Consider the following 16,555-nt stretch of genomic DNA (forward strand, 5'->3'; position numbering starts at 1 on the left):
CCGGCCCCCGACCGCGGGGCGGCCCGCCGTCGCCGCCCGGGTCTTCGGGCCCACCGCTCCCGGTGTCGGGACCCGCGCCGCCGCGGCGCGGCCGGCGGGGCAGGCGCGGCCAGGACCGGTCGCGGCTCGTCGTCGACCGTCGGGGCCGGGTGCCGTAGATCTCGGCGTTGAGTGCCTGCGCCACGGCGTCGGGGTCGGGGACGAAGGTGAGCTCGCGGATCGCCTGCTGCTGCCCGGCGCTCTCGAAGAGGATCGTCCCGTACCCGCCGATCTGCCCGAGGAGGGAGCGGCTGTAGGTCATGTCGGTGACCTTGCGCAGCAGCATCATCGGCACCTTGTGGATGATGATGCCGCTGTGCTTGAGCACCCGCCGGTTCGTCGCCACGAACCAGCTGTAGCGGCGCTGGGCCTCCTTCCACACCAGCCGCGCTGAGGCGACGAGGAAGGCGACGAACACGACGTCCGAGAGCTGCGGGGTCACCCCGACCTTCGCGACGAGGAAGACCCAGACCGCGAGGGCCAGCAGCGGCCAGCCGGCGTCCTGGAGGAGCACCTGCGGGCTCTGGCGGGTCCGCACGATGATCCGCTCACCCTCGGCGAGCTGGTTGAGCAGGCTGCGCCGCACCCGCCGCGGCATGACGGCGAGGTCCTCCTCGACCGTCTCCGGGGTCCCGTTCGCGACGGCGTGGACCCGGCGCACGGGTCAGCGCCTGATGAGGCTGTCGAAGAACCGCGCGATGTTCTGCACCCCGGTGGACACGATGTCCCAGGCGGCGCCGAAGATGGCGGCGGCCTGGTCGGGCGAGGTGAAGATGGCGTAGAGCAGGAAGATGACGACGAGCCACAGCACGATCTTCTTGATCGGTGGCATGCTCACGTCCTCCTGCGGCGGGGCGCGCCCGGTGCACGCCTCGATGAGCGATGGTCGCAGATGTGACGGGTGTGGCGGATGATAGCGACCGGCGTGGCGTGTCGAGGGGTGATCGGCCGGATCCGGGTCGCGTCGTGGGCCCGGCCGTGTGAGGAGGGTCAGCCGGTCACTGGACGACGCCGTAGAGGCGGTCGCCGGCGTCGCCGAGGCCGGGCACGATGTAGCCGACCTCGTTGAGCCGCTCGTCGATGGAGCCGGTCACCAAAGTGACCGGGATGTCGAGGGCCGCGACCGAGTCCTCCAGCGCTGAGATGCCCTCCGGGGCCGCGAGCAGGCAGACGCAGGTGATGTCGTCGGCGCCGCGCTCGGCGAGGTAGCGGACGGCGTCGGCCATCGAGCCGCCGGTCGCGAGCATCGGGTCCAGGAGGTACACCTGCCGTCCGGACAGGTCGTCGGGCAGCCGGTTGGCGTAGGTCACGGCCTCGAGGGTCTCCTCGTCGCGCTGCATGCCGAGGAACCCGACCTCGGCGCTCGGCAGCAGCCGGACCATGCCCTCGAGCATCCCGAGCCCGGCCCGCAGGATCGGCACGACGAGCGGCTTGGGGTTGGAGAGCTTGATGCCGGTGGTCGGCGCCACCGGGGTGCGGATCTCGAACGGCTCGACGCGCACCTCACGGGTGGCCTCGTAGGCGAGGAGGGTCATCAGCTCCTCGGCCAGGCGGCGGAAGGTCGGCGAGTCCGTGCGCTCGTCCCGGAGGTAGGTCAGCTTGTGGGCGATGAGCCGGTGGTCCGGGTTGATGACGCGCATGGGGGAAACTTAGCGCGTGCCGTTCCCGACCGACCCCGCCGACGAGGCGGCGATGCGGCGTGCGCTCGGCCTCGCGGAACGGGCGCTCCCGACGGGGGACGTGCCGGTCGGGGCCCTCGTGCTCGGGCCGGACGGTGCCGTCCTCGGGGAGGGCTGGAACGTCCGGGAGGCGAGCGGCGACCCCACCGGGCACGCCGAGGTCGTCGCGCTGCGCGCGGCCGCGGCCACGGCGGGGGAGTGGCGGCTCACGGGGTGCACCCTCGTCGTGACGATGGAGCCGTGCCCGATGTGCGCCGGCGCCCTCGTCCTCGCCCGGGTGGCCCGGGTCGTCCTCGGCGCCTGGGACCCCAAGCTCGGGGCCTGCGGGTCGGTCTGGGACGTGCCGCGCGAGCGCCGGGTCACGCACCGGGCGGAGGTCGTCGGCGGGGTGCTCGAGGAGGAGTGCGGCGACCTCGTCCGCCGCTTCTTCGCCGCCCACCGCGCCTGATCCCCGGCCCGGCCGCCGATTTTCGGGGCGGCCGGGGGCTCGGGTAGCCTCTCCGGCGGTGGCGTGTCCGAGCGGCCTAAGGAGCACGCCTCGAAAGCGTGTGACGGGGCAACCCGTCCGTGGGTTCAAATCCCACCGCCACCGCCAGTCGGAACCCCCGGACGCCCCCCTTGCGACCGGGGGTTCCTCGCTGTCCGCGGCCGGGTGGGAGCCGGCGCCCCGCCCCCGGTGACGGGACGACGACACGCCGACCGCGGAGGACTGCTGTCGTCGGCGTGTCGGTCGCCCGCGCCCGACCCCGTGGCCGGCGGCCGGGACGGGACGGGGACGCTGCGCGGGACGGTCGGACCCGCGCCCCGGCACGACGCCGACGGCCACCGCCGACGACGTGACCGGGCCGGTCTTCCTGAGAGTGCCGCGACATGTGAAGTCCCGGACGCCTGACCGTCTTACGTATTTTGACCAGTCAAAAGTCGGAAGCGAAGAGCGAGAAACGTTGTCTAACAGCGTGTTTACCGTGCGCTTACCCGGGGTAGACAAGCAGCCCGATTCACAAAATCGTCGGAGACCGTTGACACCCTGAGAAGCAGGCAGTTAGTTTGGCGCCCCAACGTACTGGCGACGAGGCCGGGACGAGGATGCCGACGGAGGTGCCGACGATGACGACGCAGTCCTCCCGTGTCCGTCTCGGCGCCGGCCTCACCGCGGACCAGGTCGCGGTCCGCCGGCACAACCTCTCCCTCGTCCTGCGCCACCTGCGCGTGCACGGGGACCGGTCGCGGGCCCGCATCGCCGCCGACGTCGGGCTCAACAAGGCGACGGTGTCGAGCCTCGTCGCCGAGCTGGCCGCCCGCGGTCTCGTCGTGGAGGGCGAGACCGAGCGGGGCGGCGTCGGCCGTCCCGGACGCGTGGTCGAGATCGCCGCCACGACCCTCGTGGCCGTCGGCGCCGAGGTGAACACCGACTACGTCTCCGTGCTCGTGACCAACCTGCGCGGCGAGGCCGTCGCCGAGCGCCGGGTCGCGCTGGACACGGCGGCCATGGCCGCGACGGACGTCCTCTCCCGGCTCGCCGCCCTCTGCCGCACGGTCCTGGACCCGGTCGTGCGGGAGGGTTCCGACGTCGTCGGGCTCACCCTCGCCCTGCCCGGCATCGTGGCGCCGGCCACCGGCACCGTCGACGACGCCCCGAACCTCGGCTGGCGCGGGACACCGGTGGTCGACGTCCTGCGCACCGCCCTCGGCGACCCGGTGTACCCCATCGACCTCGACAACGAGGCGAACCTGTCGGCGCTCGCCGAGCTCGAGGTCCGCCACCCCGAGACCGCCCGGGAGCTCATCCTCATCACCGGCGCCGTCGGCGTCGGCGGCGGGGTCGTCACGAGCGGCCGGCTGCTGCGCGGTGGCCGGGGCTTCGCCGGCGAACTCGGCCACATGCACTTCGAGCCCGACGGCCGCCGCTGCCGCTGCGGGCGCCGCGGCTGCTGGGAGACCGTCGTCGGCCTCGGTGCCCTCCTGCGTGCCGCCGCCCCCGCGAGCGACCCCGTGCGCGACCCGTCCGTCGACGTCGTCCAGCGCCTGCAGCAGGTGCGGGCCCGCGCCGAGCAGCGGCAGGCCCGCACCCTGCGCGCGATCGAGCAGGTCGGGGACGCCCTGGTCCGCGGCTGCGGGACGCTCGTCAACCTCTTCAACCCCGAGGTCCTCGTGCTCGGCGGCTACTTCGCCGAGCTCGGCCCGTGGTTCCTCCCCCGCCTCCAGGCCGAGCTCGCCGGCGAGGTGTTCGCGCCGCACGCCGGCGGGTGCCGCGTCGAGCTCTCGACCCTCGGGTTCTCCGCGGCGGTCCGGGGCGGCGCGCTCCGGTCCACCCGCCGTGTCTACGACGACCCCACCGTCGTCCCCCTCCGCCCGGCCGCCGACGAGATGCGAGGAGCCTCCTCATGAGCACCGCCACCGACCGCGACGACACCGCGACCCGCGGCGACTCGCGACCGATCCTCGAGATGCACGGCATCGTCAAGGAGTTCCCCGGGGTCCGCGCCCTCGACGGGGTCGACCTCGACGTCCGTCCCGGGGAGGTGCACTGCCTGCTCGGCCAGAACGGCGCCGGCAAGTCGACCCTCATCAAGGTCCTGTCCGCCTCCTACCAGCCCGACGAGGGCACGATCCGGTGGGACGGCGAGGAGGTCTCGCTGCCGACACCGGTCTCGGCGATGAAGCTCGGGATCTCGACGATCTACCAGGAGCTCGACCTCGTCCCCGGCCTCACGGTGGCCGAGAACGTCTTCCTCGGCCACGAGCTCTCCCGCGGCGGGATCTCGCAGACCGCCACGGCGAACAGCCGCACCCGCGCCCTCCTCGAGCGGCTCGGGCACCCGGAGATCTCGGCCACCCGCCTCGTGGAGACGCTGTCGCCGGCCAGCCAGCAGATCGTCAGCATGGCCCGCGCCCTCTCGCACGAGACCAAGCTCCTCGTCCTCGACGAGCCGTCGGCGGTGCTCGACGGCGAGGAGGTCGAGAACCTCTTCCACGTCATGGAGGGGCTGACGGCCGAGGGCGTCGCCATCGTCTACATCTCCCACCGCCTCGAGGAGATCCGCCGCATCGGCGACCGGATCACCGTCCTCAAGGACGGCGCCACCGTGGCCACCGGCCTGCCGGTGAGCGAGACGCCGACCTCCGAGCTCATCCGCCTCATGACCGGCCGCTCGATCGAGTACGTCTTCCCGGACCGCACCGGCAGGGTCGACACGAGCACCGACCCCGTCCTCAAGGTCGAGGGCCTGGCGCTCGGCGGCACCTTCTCCGGTGTCGACCTCGAGGTGCACGCGGGGGAGATCGTCGGCCTGGCCGGCCTCGTCGGCGCCGGCCGCTCCGAGATCGTCGAGACCGTCTACGGCGCGCGCCGCGCGACCGCCGGGACGGTCACCGTCGACGGCAAGAAGCTGCGCCGCGGGTCGGTGTCGGCCGCGGTCGCCGCCGGCATGGGGCTCTGCCCCGAGGAGCGCAAGAGCCAGGGCCTCCTGCTCGGCGAGCCGATCTCGAACAACGTGACCATCTCCTCGATGGGCCGCTTCGCCCGCTGGGGGTTCCTGCGGCGCGGCGACGAGAAGTCGGAGGCCGAGCGCCTCACCGAGCAGCTCGACGTCCGCCCGCGCGGGGTGACCCGTCCGGTCGGGAAGCTCTCCGGCGGCAACCAGCAGAAGGTCGTCCTCGCCCGGTGGCTGCTGCGCGGCTGCCGCGTGCTCCTCCTCGACGAGCCGACCCGGGGGGTCGACGTCGGCGCGCGGAGCGAGATCTACGCCCTCATCCGCTCGCTCGCCGACGAGGGCGTGGCCGTCGTCGTCGTCTCGAGCGAGGTCGAGGAGGTGCTCGGTCTCGCCGACCGGGTCCTCGTCGTCCGCGAGGGCCGCGTCGTCCACGAGTCAGCCGCCACCGAGCTCGACGAGTCCAGAGTCCTCGACCTCGTCATGGAAGGGAAAGTCGCATGAGCAGCCCCGGAGTCACCGAGAGCCAGGACGCCGAGCAGCCCGCTCGCGCCGCCGGGCCGGAGCAACCCCACGAGTCCACCCGCCGGACCGGGGGCGGCGACCTCTCGACCCGCGCCCTGTCCCTGCTGCAGACCGGGGTCGGCCGCAACGCCGGCCTCGTCGTCGCCCTGCTGCTGCTGTGCGTCGTCGGCGCCTTCACGGCGGGTGACCGGTTCGCCTCCACCGACAACGCGCTGACCATCCTGCGGCTCGCGGCCACCATCGGCGTCGTGAGCATCGGGATGACCTTCGTCATCACCGGCGGCGGCATCGACCTGTCGGTCGGCGCGATCCTCGCGCTCTCCTCGGTCTGGTGCACGACCCTGGCCACCCAGGTCATCGCCGAGGACACGCACTGGATCGTCATGGCCGGCGTCGCCCTGCTCGTCGGCATCGGCTGCGGCCTGGTCAACGGGGTGCTCATCTCCTACGGGAGGGTGGTGCCCTTCATCGCCACCCTCGCCATGCTGGCCAGTGCCCGCGGCCTGGCCGAGATCATCTCGCTGCGCCGGACCCAGATCGTCACCGTCCCCGGCTTCCGCGACTTCTTCACCGCGCGCCTGCTCGGCGTCGAGGTCCAGGTCTGGCTCTTCGCGCTCGTCGCGGTCATCGGGTGGGTCGTCCTCAACCGCACGACCTTCGGCCGCCGCACCATCGCCGTCGGCGGCAACCCGGAGGCCGCCCGCCTCGCCGGCATCAACGTCCGCCGGCACACCGTCCTGCTCTACGTCCTCGTCGGCGTTTGCTGCGCCATCGCCGCGCTCATGCTCGTCGCCCGGACGACCACCGGCAGCTCGACCCACGGCACGCTCTACGAGCTCGACGCCATCGCGGCGGTCGTCATCGGCGGCACCCTGCTCTCCGGCGGCCGGGGCACGATCGTCGGCACCGTGTTCGGTGTCCTCATCTTCACGACGCTCACGAACGTCTTCACGCTCAACAACCGCTCCATCTCGGAGCAGTCCCTGCTCAAGGGCGCCATCATCGTCGTCGCCGTCCTGCTGCAGCAGCGTCTCGCCAACCGCAAGTCCAGCGAATAGCGCTCTCCCACACCTGTCCCGTCCATCGTCCATCACCACCGCCAGTAACAGAAACCCGTAGAACCAGGAGCCACCGATGTCTCTCCGCAGTCCTCTCGCCCGCGCCCCCAGGGCCCGCCGGATCGGCGCCGGCGCCGTGACCGCCCTCGCCGCCGTCTCCCTCGCCGCGTGCACGAGCAACACCCCGAGCACCGAGAACGAGGACGCCTCGGGCCAGCAGGCCCAGAACGTCGTCGCCAACGACGAGCCCGGTGACGAGGTCGTCATCGGCTTCTCGGCCCCCGCCGCCGACCACGGCTGGATGGGGTCGATCACCACCTCCGCCAAGAAGGCCGCCGAGCAGTACTCCGACGTCGACCTGCGGGTCGCGGAGGGTACGAACGACGTCAACCTCCAGATCAGCCAGGTGGAGACGTTCATCAACGACGGCGTCGACGCCATCGTCCTGCTGCCGTTCGACGGCGCCGCCATGACCCCCGTCGCCATGAAGGCGATGGAGGCCGGCATCCCGGTCATCAACGTCGACCGCGAGTTCGACGACCCGAACGCCGCCCGCGTCACCGTCCTCGGCGACAACTACGGCATGGGCGTCTCGGCCGGCACGTACATCTGCAGCCAGCTCGAGGGCCAGTCCGACGCCGTCGTCGCCGAGATCGCCGGCATCGACTCCCTCCCGCTCACCCAGGACCGCAGCCAGGGCTTCGAGGACGCGCTGAAGTCCTGCGGGCTCGACGTCGACAACCGCGTCGCCGCCGACTTCACCGTCGAGGGCGGCGAGCGCGCCGCGTCCAACCTCCTGCAGGCGGCGCCGAAGATCGACGCGATCTGGAACCACGACGACGACCAGGGCGTCGGCGTCCTCGCGGCCATCCAGAACGCCAACCGCGACGAGTTCTTCATGGTCGGCGGCGCCGGCTCGGCGAACGCCATGCGCTCGATCAAGGAGGGCGGCTCGGTCCTCCAGGCCACCGTCATCTACCCCTCGACCCAGGCCGCGGACGGCATCAAGCTCGCCCGGCTCCTGGCCCAGGAGAAGGCCCTCGGCGACCTCGTCGAGGTCGAGGTGCCGCGCGAGGTGCAGCTGTACGCGCCCGTCGTCACCAAGGAGAACGTCGACCAGTTCCTCCCGACGGCCTTCGAGTCCTGAGCAAGACCGCGGGCGCCGGTGAGGGGCGCCCGCCCGGCCCGCCCCTCCCGCGGCCACGCGCCGCGGGAGGGGTCGGGACCCTCACCCCCACCCGCACGCCCGACAGACAGGAACACCCACGATGACCGGCACCCTGGCCGTCGCCATGATCGGCCACTCGTTCATGGGCAAGTCGCACTCGCAGGCCTGGCGCACCGCGCCCCGGTTCTTCGACCTCCCGCTCGAGCCCGAGATGAGCGTCGTCGTCGGCCGGGACGCCGGCCGCGCCAAGGAGGCCGCCCGCGCCCTCGGGTGGCGGGACAGCGCCGACGACTGGCGCGAGGTCCTCGAGCGCGACGACATCGACCTCGTCGACATCTGCACGCCCGGGAACACCCACTGCGAGATCGCCGTCGCCGCGCTGCAGGCGGGCAAGCACGTCCTGTGCGAGAAGCCCCTGGCGAACACCGTCGAGGAGGCCGAGCGGATGGCCGCGGCCGCCGCCGAGGCCCGTGAGCGCGGCGTCGTCGCCATGGCGGGCTTCACCTACCGCCGGGTGCCGGCCATCGCCCTCGCGCGGCGGCTCGTGGCCGAGGGCCGCCTGGGCCGCATCCACCACGTGCGGGCGCAGTACCTCCAGGACTGGATCGTGGACCCCGAGGCGCCGCTGTCCTGGCGCCTCGACAAGGACCTCGCGGGGTCCGGCGCCCTCGGCGACATCGGCGCGCACATCGTCGACCTCGCCCAGTTCGTCACCGGCGACCGCCTGGCCGAGGTCGTCGGCAGCCTGCGGACCTTCGTCGACGAGCGACCGGTGGCCACCGACCACGCCGGCCTGTCCGGCTCGGCCGGCACCGAGCGCGGCCCGGTCACCGTCGACGACGCCGCCTCCTTCCTCGGGCGGTTCGCCGGCGGCGCCATGGGCGTCTTCGAGGCGACCCGCTTCGCCACCGGCCGCAAGAACGCCATCCGCCTGGAGGTCAACGGCTCCGACGGGGCCATCGCCTTCGACTTCGAGGACATGAACGTCCTGGAGTACTTCGACCACCGCGAGCCCGCGGGGGTCGCCGGCTTCCGCCGCATCCTCGCCACCGAGGCCGACCACCCGTACGTCGCCGCGTGGTGGCCGCCCGGGCACGGCCTCGGCTACGAGCACGGCTTCACCCACCAGGTCGTCGATCTCGTCGAGGGCATCGCCGCGGGCGAGCACCCCGCGCCGAGCTTCGCCGACGGGCTGCAGGTGCAGCGGGTGCTCGACGCCGTCGAGACCAGCTCGGAGAGCCGCGCCTGGCGGGAGGTCCCCGCATGAGCGACTACACGCCCCGCCCCGAGGACAAGTTCAGCTTCGGCCTGTGGACCGTGGGCTGGCAGGGGGTCGACGTCTTCGGTCCCGCCAGCCGTCCGCTCCTGGACCCCGTGGAGGCCACGTACACCCTGGCCGAGCTCGGCGCGGCCGCCGTCAGCTTCCACGACGACGACCTCCTGCCCGACGAGTCCACCCGCCAGGAGACCCTGGACCGCTTCACGAAGGCGCTGGCCGAGACCGGGATCCGCGCCGAGATGGTGACGACGAACCTCTTCGGCCACCCGATCTTCAAGGAGGGGGCGCTCACCGCCAACAACCGCGAGGTGCGCCGGTACGCGACCCGCAAGGTGCTGCGCAACATCGACCTGGCCGCCGAGCTCGGCGCCGACACCTTCGTCATGTGGGGCGGCCGGGAGGGGGCCGAACACGGGGGCGGCAAGAACGTGCGGGTCGCGCTGCAGCGGATGGCCGACGCGGTCAACCTCGCCACGCAGTACGTCAAGGACCAGGAATACTCGCTGCGGTTCGCGATCGAGCCGAAGCCCAACGAGCCGCGCGGGGACATCCTGCTGCCGTCCATCGGGCACGCCATCGCCTTCATCTCCGAGCTGCAGCACCCCGAGATGGTCGGCCTCAACCCCGAGGTCGGGCACGAGGAGATGGCGGGGCTGAACTTCGCCCACGGCATCCAGCAGGCGCTGTGGCACGGGAAGCTCTTCCACATCGACCTCAACGGCCAGCACGGGCCCCGGTTCGACCAGGACCTGCGCTTCGGCGCCGGGAACCTGCGCGGGGCGTTCTGGGCGGTCGACGCCATGCTCGGCAGCGGCACCGACGTGGCGTACGACGGCTACGTCCACTTCGACTACAAGCCCCCGCGCGCCGAGGCCATCGACGGCGTGTGGGAGTCCGCGCGCGGCTGCATGCGCAACTACCTCATCCTGCGCGAGAAGGTGCAGGCCTTCCGGGCCGACCCCGACGTCGTCGCCGCGATGGAGGCCGCCGAGGTCGACGCGATCCACGAGCCGACCCTCGCCCCCGGCGAGTCGCTGGCGGACCTGCGCGCCGAGGAGAAGGACATCGAGGCCCTCGGGCGGCGCTCGGTGGGCCACGAGGCCCTCGACCAGCTCGCCATGGAGCACCTCATGGGGGTGCGCTGACCGCGAGAGCACCGCCGCAGACCAGGGCCGAACGCCCGGGGACCCGCCCCGGACCACAGGGAGCGCACCCACCACCTGTTCGAGGAGGAACGGTTGATGAACATGCTCACGTCACGGGCGTGGACACGGACACGGCGAGCAATCGCCCTGTCGGTGGCCTCGCTCGTCGCGGTCCCACTGGCGGTGATGGGGGCCAGCGCCCCCGCCGTCGCGCACGACGGGCACGGTGAGACCGACCCGTTCAGCGCCCTCGTCTTCAGCAAGACGGCCGGGTTCCGGCACGGCTCGATCCCGGCGGGCATCGCCGCCATCGAGCAGCTCGGTGCCGAGCACGGCTTCACCGTGGACGCCACCGAGGACGCCGGGGTCTTCACCGACGACACCCTCGACGACTACGACGTCGTCATCTGGCTGTCGACCACCGGCGACGTGCTCAACGCCGACCAGCAGGCGGCTTTCGAGCGCTACGTCGCGGACGGCGGCGGCTACGCCGGCGTCCACGCGGCGTCCGACACCGAGTACGACTGGCCCTGGTACGGCGAGCTCGTCGGCGCGTACTTCGCGAACCACCCGGCCGGCACGCCCGACGTGACGGTCAAGGTCCAGGACCCCGCCCACCCGTCGACGGCGGACCTGCCGGCGCTGTGGACCCGGACCGACGAGCTGTACAACTTCCGCGACAACCCGATGCAGGACGTCCACGTCCTCGCCTCGCTCGACGAGACCTCGTACGAGGGCGGGACCATGGGCCCGGAGCACCCGATCTCCTGGTGCCAGGACTACGAGGGCGGCCGCGCCTGGTACACCGGCCTCGGGCACACCGACGCCAGCTTCAGCGAGCCGGAGTTCCTCGACCACCTGCTCGGCGGCATCCGCACCGCCGCGGGCGTCCAGGCGGCCGACTGCGGCGCCACCCTCGGTGAGAGCTTTGAGAAGGTGACGCTGGACGACAACACGGCGAACCCGATGGAGCTGGACATCGCCGACGACGGCCGGGTGTTCTACATCGACCGGAACGGTGACGTCCGCGTCATCCAGCCGAACGGCAACGTGTCGACGGCCGGGACGCTCGAGGTCTACACCGGCCAGGAGTTCGGTCTCCTCGGCATCGCGCTCGACCCCGACTTCGCGACGAACGACTGGGTGTACCTCTACCACTCGCCGGCCGGCTCGGAGTCGGTCGACCGGGTCACCCGCTTCACCATGGACGGGAACACCCTCGACCGGGCCTCGGCCACCGAGATCCTCGAGATCCCGGTCCAGCGCAACGAGTGCTGCCACGCCGGGGGCGCCCTGGAGTTCGACAACGACGGCAACCTGTACGTCGCGACGGGTGACAACACCAACCCGTTCGCCTCGGACGGCTACGCCCCGCTCGACGAGCGCGACGGCCGGGCGGCCTGGGACAGCCAGCGCACGTCCGCGAACACCAACAGCCTCTCGGGCAAGATCCTGCGGATCACGCCGAAGGACGAGGGCGGCTACGACATCCCCGACGGCAACCTGTACGCCCCGGGGACCGAGAAGACCCGGCCGGAGATCTACGGCATGGGCTTCCGCAACCCGTTCCGCATCGGCCTCGACGAGCAGACCGGGGCGATCCTCGTCGCGGACTACGGTCCCGACGCCGGGTCGGCGAACCCGGACCGCGGCCCCGACGGCCGGGTCGAGTGGAACATCGTCGACGAGCCCGGCTTCTACGGCTGGCCCTACTGCGTCGGCGACGTCACCCCGTACATCGACTACGACTTCGCCACCGGCCAGTCCGGTGACGCCTTCGACTGCTCGGCGCCGGTCAACGACTCGCCGAACAACACCGGCCTCACCGAGCTCCCGCCGGTCCAGGGCGCCGAGCTCTGGCAGGGCAAGTCGAGCACGGACAACTCGGAGATCGGGGGCAGCGGCGCCCCGATGACCTCGGGCACCTACGCCTACGACCCCGACCTGGAGTCGGACCGCAAGTGGCCCGCCTACTTCGACGAGAAGGCGATCTGGGCGGACTGGAACAACAGCCGGCTCTTCACCGTGCAGCTGAACGACGAGCACACCGACGTCGTCGACCTCAATCGCTTCCTGCCCGACCTGCCGATGACGCGGCCGCACGCACTGCAGTTCGGCCCGGACGGGGCGCTCTACATGATCGAGTGGGGCAGCGGCTTCGGCGGCAACAACGCCGACTCCGGCGTCTACCGGATCGACTACGTCCAGGGCAACCGGGCGCCGATCGCCAAGGCGAGCGCCACCCCGACCTCCGGGGCCGCACCGCTGACCGTCGAGTTCGACGCCACCGGCTCGCGGGACCCCGACGGCACCGCGGTGACCTACGCCTGGGACTTCGACGGTGACGGCACGACGGACTCCACGGACGTCACGACGTCGCACACCTACACCGAGGTGGGCGACTACACCGCCCGGCTCACCGTCACCGACGCCGACGGCCGCACGGCCGTCTCGAACCTCGACATCGTCGTCGGGAACACGGCTCCGACGGTGGAGATCGTCGCGCCCGTCGACGGCGGCTTCTTCGAGTTCGGCGACACCATCGCCTACGAGGTGAAGGTCACCGACCCCGAGGACGGCGAGATCGACTGCGACAAGGTCGTCGTCCAGCCGGCGCTCGGCCACGACGAGCACGCCCACGGCTACGAGCAGTACACGGGATGCTCCGGCACCCTCCCCCTGCCCGGTGACGAGGGCCACGTCGGGGCGAACATCTTCGGCACCATCACCGCGACCTACACCGACGACGGCGCCGACGGCGCGTCCGCCCTCACGGGTCAGGACACCGTCGTGCTCCACACCAAGCGCACCGAGGCGGAGTTCTTCGACGCCACGGGGCGGGTCGGTGACGGCACCAACGGCGACCCCGGCGTCATCATCGAGGACGCGAGCGACGACCTCGGCGGCGGCAGCAACATCGGGTACATCGAGCCCGGTGACTGGATCCGCTGGGACGTCATGAACCTCACGAACATCGACGAGATCACCTTCCGCGCCGCGTCCGACGCGGGCGGGGCCGACTGGGAGGTCCGCACGGGCGCCCCGGACGGTCCGGTGGTCGCGACGATCCGGGTCGACGCGACCGCGGGCTGGCAGGAGTACGAGTACTTCTCGGGCGAGGTGAGCGGCGAGACCGCGACCCGGTCCGGACCGCTCTACTTCGTCCAGACCAGCGGCGGGTCGAACATCAACTGGATCGACTTCGGTGGCCGTGGCGTCACGGAGAACCAGCGTCCGGAGCTGTCGCTCACGGCGGACGTCACCGACGGCCAGGTCCCCCTCGAGGTGGCCTTCACCGCCGAGGCGACCGACCCCGACGGCGACGACCCGATCACGTTCACGTGGAACTTCGGTGACGGGGCGACCGACGACACCGGCGAGTCCGGTGCGGCGACGCACACCTACACCGAGTCGGGCACCTACCGGGCGACGGTCACCGCGACCGACGCCCGCGGCGCCAAGGCCACGCGCACCGTGACGATCCGGGTCGGCGAGCCCCTGCCAGACTGCTTCACGGGTCGGTCCGACGGCTTCGACGGCACCGCGCTGGACACCGACCGCTGGGACAGCAACGTCCGGGTCGACGAGGACTTGTCGGTGCAGGACGGTGACCTCGTCATCGACCTCGCCACGCCGGACCTCTACGGCTCGCCCGGCGGCCGGACGCCGAACCTCGTCCTCCAGCACCTCCCCGGAGGCGCCTTCGAGGCGACCACGAAGATGAGCCTGCCGGCCACCCGGCAGTACCAGCAGGCCGGGCTCATCGTGTACGGCGACGACGACAACTACATGAAGCTGGTCCTCCAGGGCCGCAGCGCGACCCCCAACCGGGCCGCGAACGTCGTCCAGTTCCTCACCGAGGTCGGAGGCTCGCCCACCGAGACGAACTCCGCCGCCCTCGGCGCGGACTTCCCGGACAGCATCTGGCTGCGCCTGTCGAGCACGAACGGGCTCGACGTCACCGCGCAGTACAGCCGGGACGGCTCGACCTGGCAGACCGTCAACGGCACGCGGTCCCTGAACGGGATCAACGAGCCGAGGATCGGCCTGTGGGGTACGGCGAACCAGGAGGCGGCCCTGCCCATCGCGGCACGGTTCGACTACTTCACGTTCACGCCGGACGACACCGCCACCGACTGCGGTGACGGCACGGAGGACACCACCGCCCCGACGGTGGAGGTGAGCACCGACCCGAGCGAGCCGAACGGCGAGAACGGGTGGTACACCTCCGCGGTCACGGTGACGGCGACCGCCACGGACGACGTCACCGACGAGCCGACGCTCGAGTACCGCGTCGGCGACGGCGAGTGGACCGCGTACGAGGGTCCGGTCGAGGTGACCGAGGACGGCACCCACACGGTGGCGTTCCGGGCGACCGACGAGGCGGGCAACGTCTCGCAGGTCGAGTCCGTCGAGGTGAAGGTCGACGCCACGGACCCGGAGACCACGGTCTCCGGGGTCGAGGACGGCGCGACGGTGTCGATCGCCGACACCGTCGAGGTGGCCGTCGAGGCCACCGACGCGACGTCCGGCGTGGCCTCGGTCTCCATGACGCTCGACGGCGAGGCCGTCGACGGCACCGAGGCGAGCCTCGAGGGGACCGCCCTCGGCAGTGGCGAGCACGTCATCGAGGTGACGGCCACCGACGAGGCGGGCAACACCGCGACCGAGACGGTGACCTTCACCGTCGAGGTGACGTTCGAGGCGGCGCAGACCGTCCTCGACCGGCTCGTCGACGAGGGCGACCTCTCGGCCAAGCAGGCCAAGACCCTCGCCCGGCACCTCGCCCTGGCCGAGAAGCACGCCGACGCAGGTCGCACTGCGAACGCCGAGCGCGAGCTCGACCGGTTCGTCGGCGCGGCCCGGCAGGTGACCGACGCGGAGACGCGCGCGATCCTGCTCGACCTCGGCGAGGCCCTGCGGGCCGGGCTCTGAGAAGGGTTCCGTCGTGAGGATCTCGGCCCCGATCCGGCACCACGCCGGTGGACTCCCCGTCGGTCGGTGGGATTCGGCCCACCGGCCGGCGGGGGGCCGAGACCGCACGACGGAGGGGCGTGGGCGGTTCGTCCGTTCGCGCCCCGGCGGCCGGCGCCGGGGCATCAGCGCTCCGTCCCGGCGTCGGTCCGTCACGACCGCCCGGCACCCCTGACGCATCCAGACAGCACCCCGAAGAGAGAGAAGAGGACAGCGACCATGGCACGACCGATCACCCTGTTCACCGGACAGTGGGCGGACCTCCCGTTCGAGGAGGTCGCACGCCTGGCCTCGGAGTGGGGCTACGACGGTCTCGAGATCGCCTGCTGGGGCGACCACCTCGACCCGTGGCAGGCCGCCGAGGACGACGCCTACGTCCAGGGCAAGCTCGACCTCCTCGAGAAGTACAACCTCCAGGTCTGGACGATCTCGAACCACCTCAAGGGCCAGGCCGTCTGCGACGACCCGATCGACGCCCGTCACCAGGACATCCTGTCCCCGCGGATCTGGGGCGACGGCGACCCCGAGGGCGTGCGGCAGCGCGCCGCCGAGGAGATGAAGATGACCGCCCGGGCCGCCGAGCGGCTCGGGGTGAAGACCGTCGTCGGCTTCACCGGCTCCTCCATCTGGAAGTACGTGGCGATGTTCCCGCCGGCCTCCCCGGAGCTCGTCGACGCCGGCTACCAGGACTTCGCCGACCGCTGGAACCCGATCCTCGACGTCTTCGACGAGTGCGGCGTGCGCTTCGCCCACGAGGTCCACCCCAGCGAGATCGCCTACGACTACTGGACGACGGTGCGCACCCTCGAGGCCATCGGTCACCGGGAGGCGTTCGGCCTCAACTGGGACCCGAGCCACTTCGTCTGGCAGGACCTGGACCCGGTCGGGTTCATCTGGGACTTCCAGGACCGGATCTACCACGTGGACTGCAAGGACGCCAAGCGCCTCGTCGGCAACGGCCGCAACGGCCGGCTCGGCTCCCACCTGCCCTGGGCGGACCCGCGCCGGGGCTGGGACTTCGTGAGCACCGGCCACGGCGACGTGCCGTGGGAGCAGTGCTTCCGGATGCTCAACACCATCGGCTACGACGGCCCGATCTCGGTCGAGTGGGAGGACGCCGGGATGGACCGCCTCGTCGGCGCTCCCGAGGCGCTCGAGTTCGTCCGCCGCAACGCCTTCGACGCCCCCGACGCGGCCTTCGACGCCGCCTTCTCGTCCGCCAAGGACTGACCCCAGACCCGGTGGCGCGGGGGCGGG

12 protein-coding genes and 1 tRNA gene are annotated in these 16,555 nt (G+C 72.0%); 10 read left to right on the top strand and 3 right to left on the bottom strand.

Annotation, left to right across the window (positions count from 1 at the left end):
* The 3 genes from EPD83_RS18030 to upp form a co-directional block, all read right to left on the bottom strand.
* Nucleotides 1–700 (bottom strand): PH domain-containing protein (locus EPD83_RS18030; protein ID WP_165566957.1); only part of this gene is annotated, 700 nt, incomplete at its 3' end.
* A gap of 3 nt (nt 701–703) precedes the next feature.
* Entirely contained in the window at nt 704–871 is a 168-nt protein-coding gene (locus tag EPD83_RS18035; RefSeq protein ID WP_164896257.1) for a hypothetical protein, read from the bottom strand.
* A 166-nt stretch (nt 872–1,037) separates the two neighbouring features.
* Nucleotides 1,038–1,679: a uracil phosphoribosyltransferase gene (upp, locus tag EPD83_RS18040; RefSeq protein ID WP_128366251.1), complete on the bottom strand. Its 642-nt coding sequence runs from the start codon at nt 1,677–1,679 to the stop codon at nt 1,038–1,040.
* Nucleotides 1,680–1,731: 52 nt separating this feature from the next.
* On the opposite strand from upp, the gene EPD83_RS18045 reads away from it, so the two are divergent.
* The 10 genes from EPD83_RS18045 to EPD83_RS18090 all read left to right on the top strand — a co-directional run bounded on the left by EPD83_RS18045 (nt 1,732) and on the right by EPD83_RS18090 (nt 16,528).
* Nucleotides 1,732–2,166, top strand: coding sequence for a nucleoside deaminase (locus tag EPD83_RS18045; RefSeq protein ID WP_128366259.1), 435 nt, complete (start codon nt 1,732–1,734; stop codon nt 2,164–2,166).
* Between the two features lie 57 nt (nt 2,167–2,223).
* A tRNA-Ser gene (locus EPD83_RS18050) sits at nt 2,224–2,313 on the top strand.
* 512 nt (nt 2,314–2,825) lie between these two features.
* Nucleotides 2,826–4,106, top strand: coding sequence for an ROK family transcriptional regulator (locus tag EPD83_RS18055; protein ID WP_128366800.1), 1,281 nt, complete (start codon nt 2,826–2,828; stop codon nt 4,104–4,106).
* Between the two features lie 59 nt (nt 4,107–4,165).
* Nucleotides 4,166–5,653, top strand: coding sequence for a sugar ABC transporter ATP-binding protein (locus EPD83_RS18060; RefSeq protein ID WP_128366801.1), 1,488 nt, complete (start codon nt 4,166–4,168; stop codon nt 5,651–5,653).
* Nucleotides 5,650–6,732: an ABC transporter permease gene (locus tag EPD83_RS18065; RefSeq protein ID WP_128366799.1), complete on the top strand. Its 1,083-nt coding sequence runs from the start codon at nt 5,650–5,652 to the stop codon at nt 6,730–6,732. The genes EPD83_RS18060 and EPD83_RS18065 overlap by 4 nt, the downstream gene beginning before the upstream one ends.
* Nucleotides 6,733–6,808: 76 nt before the next feature.
* Nucleotides 6,809–7,879 (top strand): substrate-binding domain-containing protein, encoded by a 1,071-nt coding sequence (locus EPD83_RS18070; protein ID WP_128366798.1) that lies wholly within the window; start codon nt 6,809–6,811, stop codon nt 7,877–7,879.
* A gap of 121 nt (nt 7,880–8,000) precedes the next feature.
* Nucleotides 8,001–9,167 (top strand): Gfo/Idh/MocA family protein, encoded by a 1,167-nt coding sequence (locus EPD83_RS18075; protein ID WP_165566958.1) that lies wholly within the window; start codon nt 8,001–8,003, stop codon nt 9,165–9,167.
* Nucleotides 9,164–10,324, top strand: coding sequence for a xylose isomerase (xylA, locus tag EPD83_RS18080; RefSeq protein ID WP_128366765.1), 1,161 nt, complete (start codon nt 9,164–9,166; stop codon nt 10,322–10,324). The genes EPD83_RS18075 and xylA overlap by 4 nt, the downstream gene beginning before the upstream one ends.
* A gap of 186 nt (nt 10,325–10,510) precedes the next feature.
* Nucleotides 10,511–15,259, top strand: coding sequence for a ThuA domain-containing protein (locus tag EPD83_RS18085; RefSeq protein WP_205859598.1), 4,749 nt, complete (start codon nt 10,511–10,513; stop codon nt 15,257–15,259).
* 258 nt (nt 15,260–15,517) lie between these two features.
* Nucleotides 15,518–16,528 (top strand): sugar phosphate isomerase/epimerase family protein, encoded by a 1,011-nt coding sequence (locus tag EPD83_RS18090; protein ID WP_128368607.1) that lies wholly within the window; start codon nt 15,518–15,520, stop codon nt 16,526–16,528.
* Nucleotides 16,529–16,555: the final 27 nt, after the last annotated feature.

It is taken from the genome of Phycicoccus flavus (genome assembly GCF_004025965.2).
Taxonomy (GTDB): domain Bacteria; phylum Actinomycetota; class Actinomycetes; order Actinomycetales; family Dermatophilaceae; genus Phycicoccus; species Phycicoccus flavus.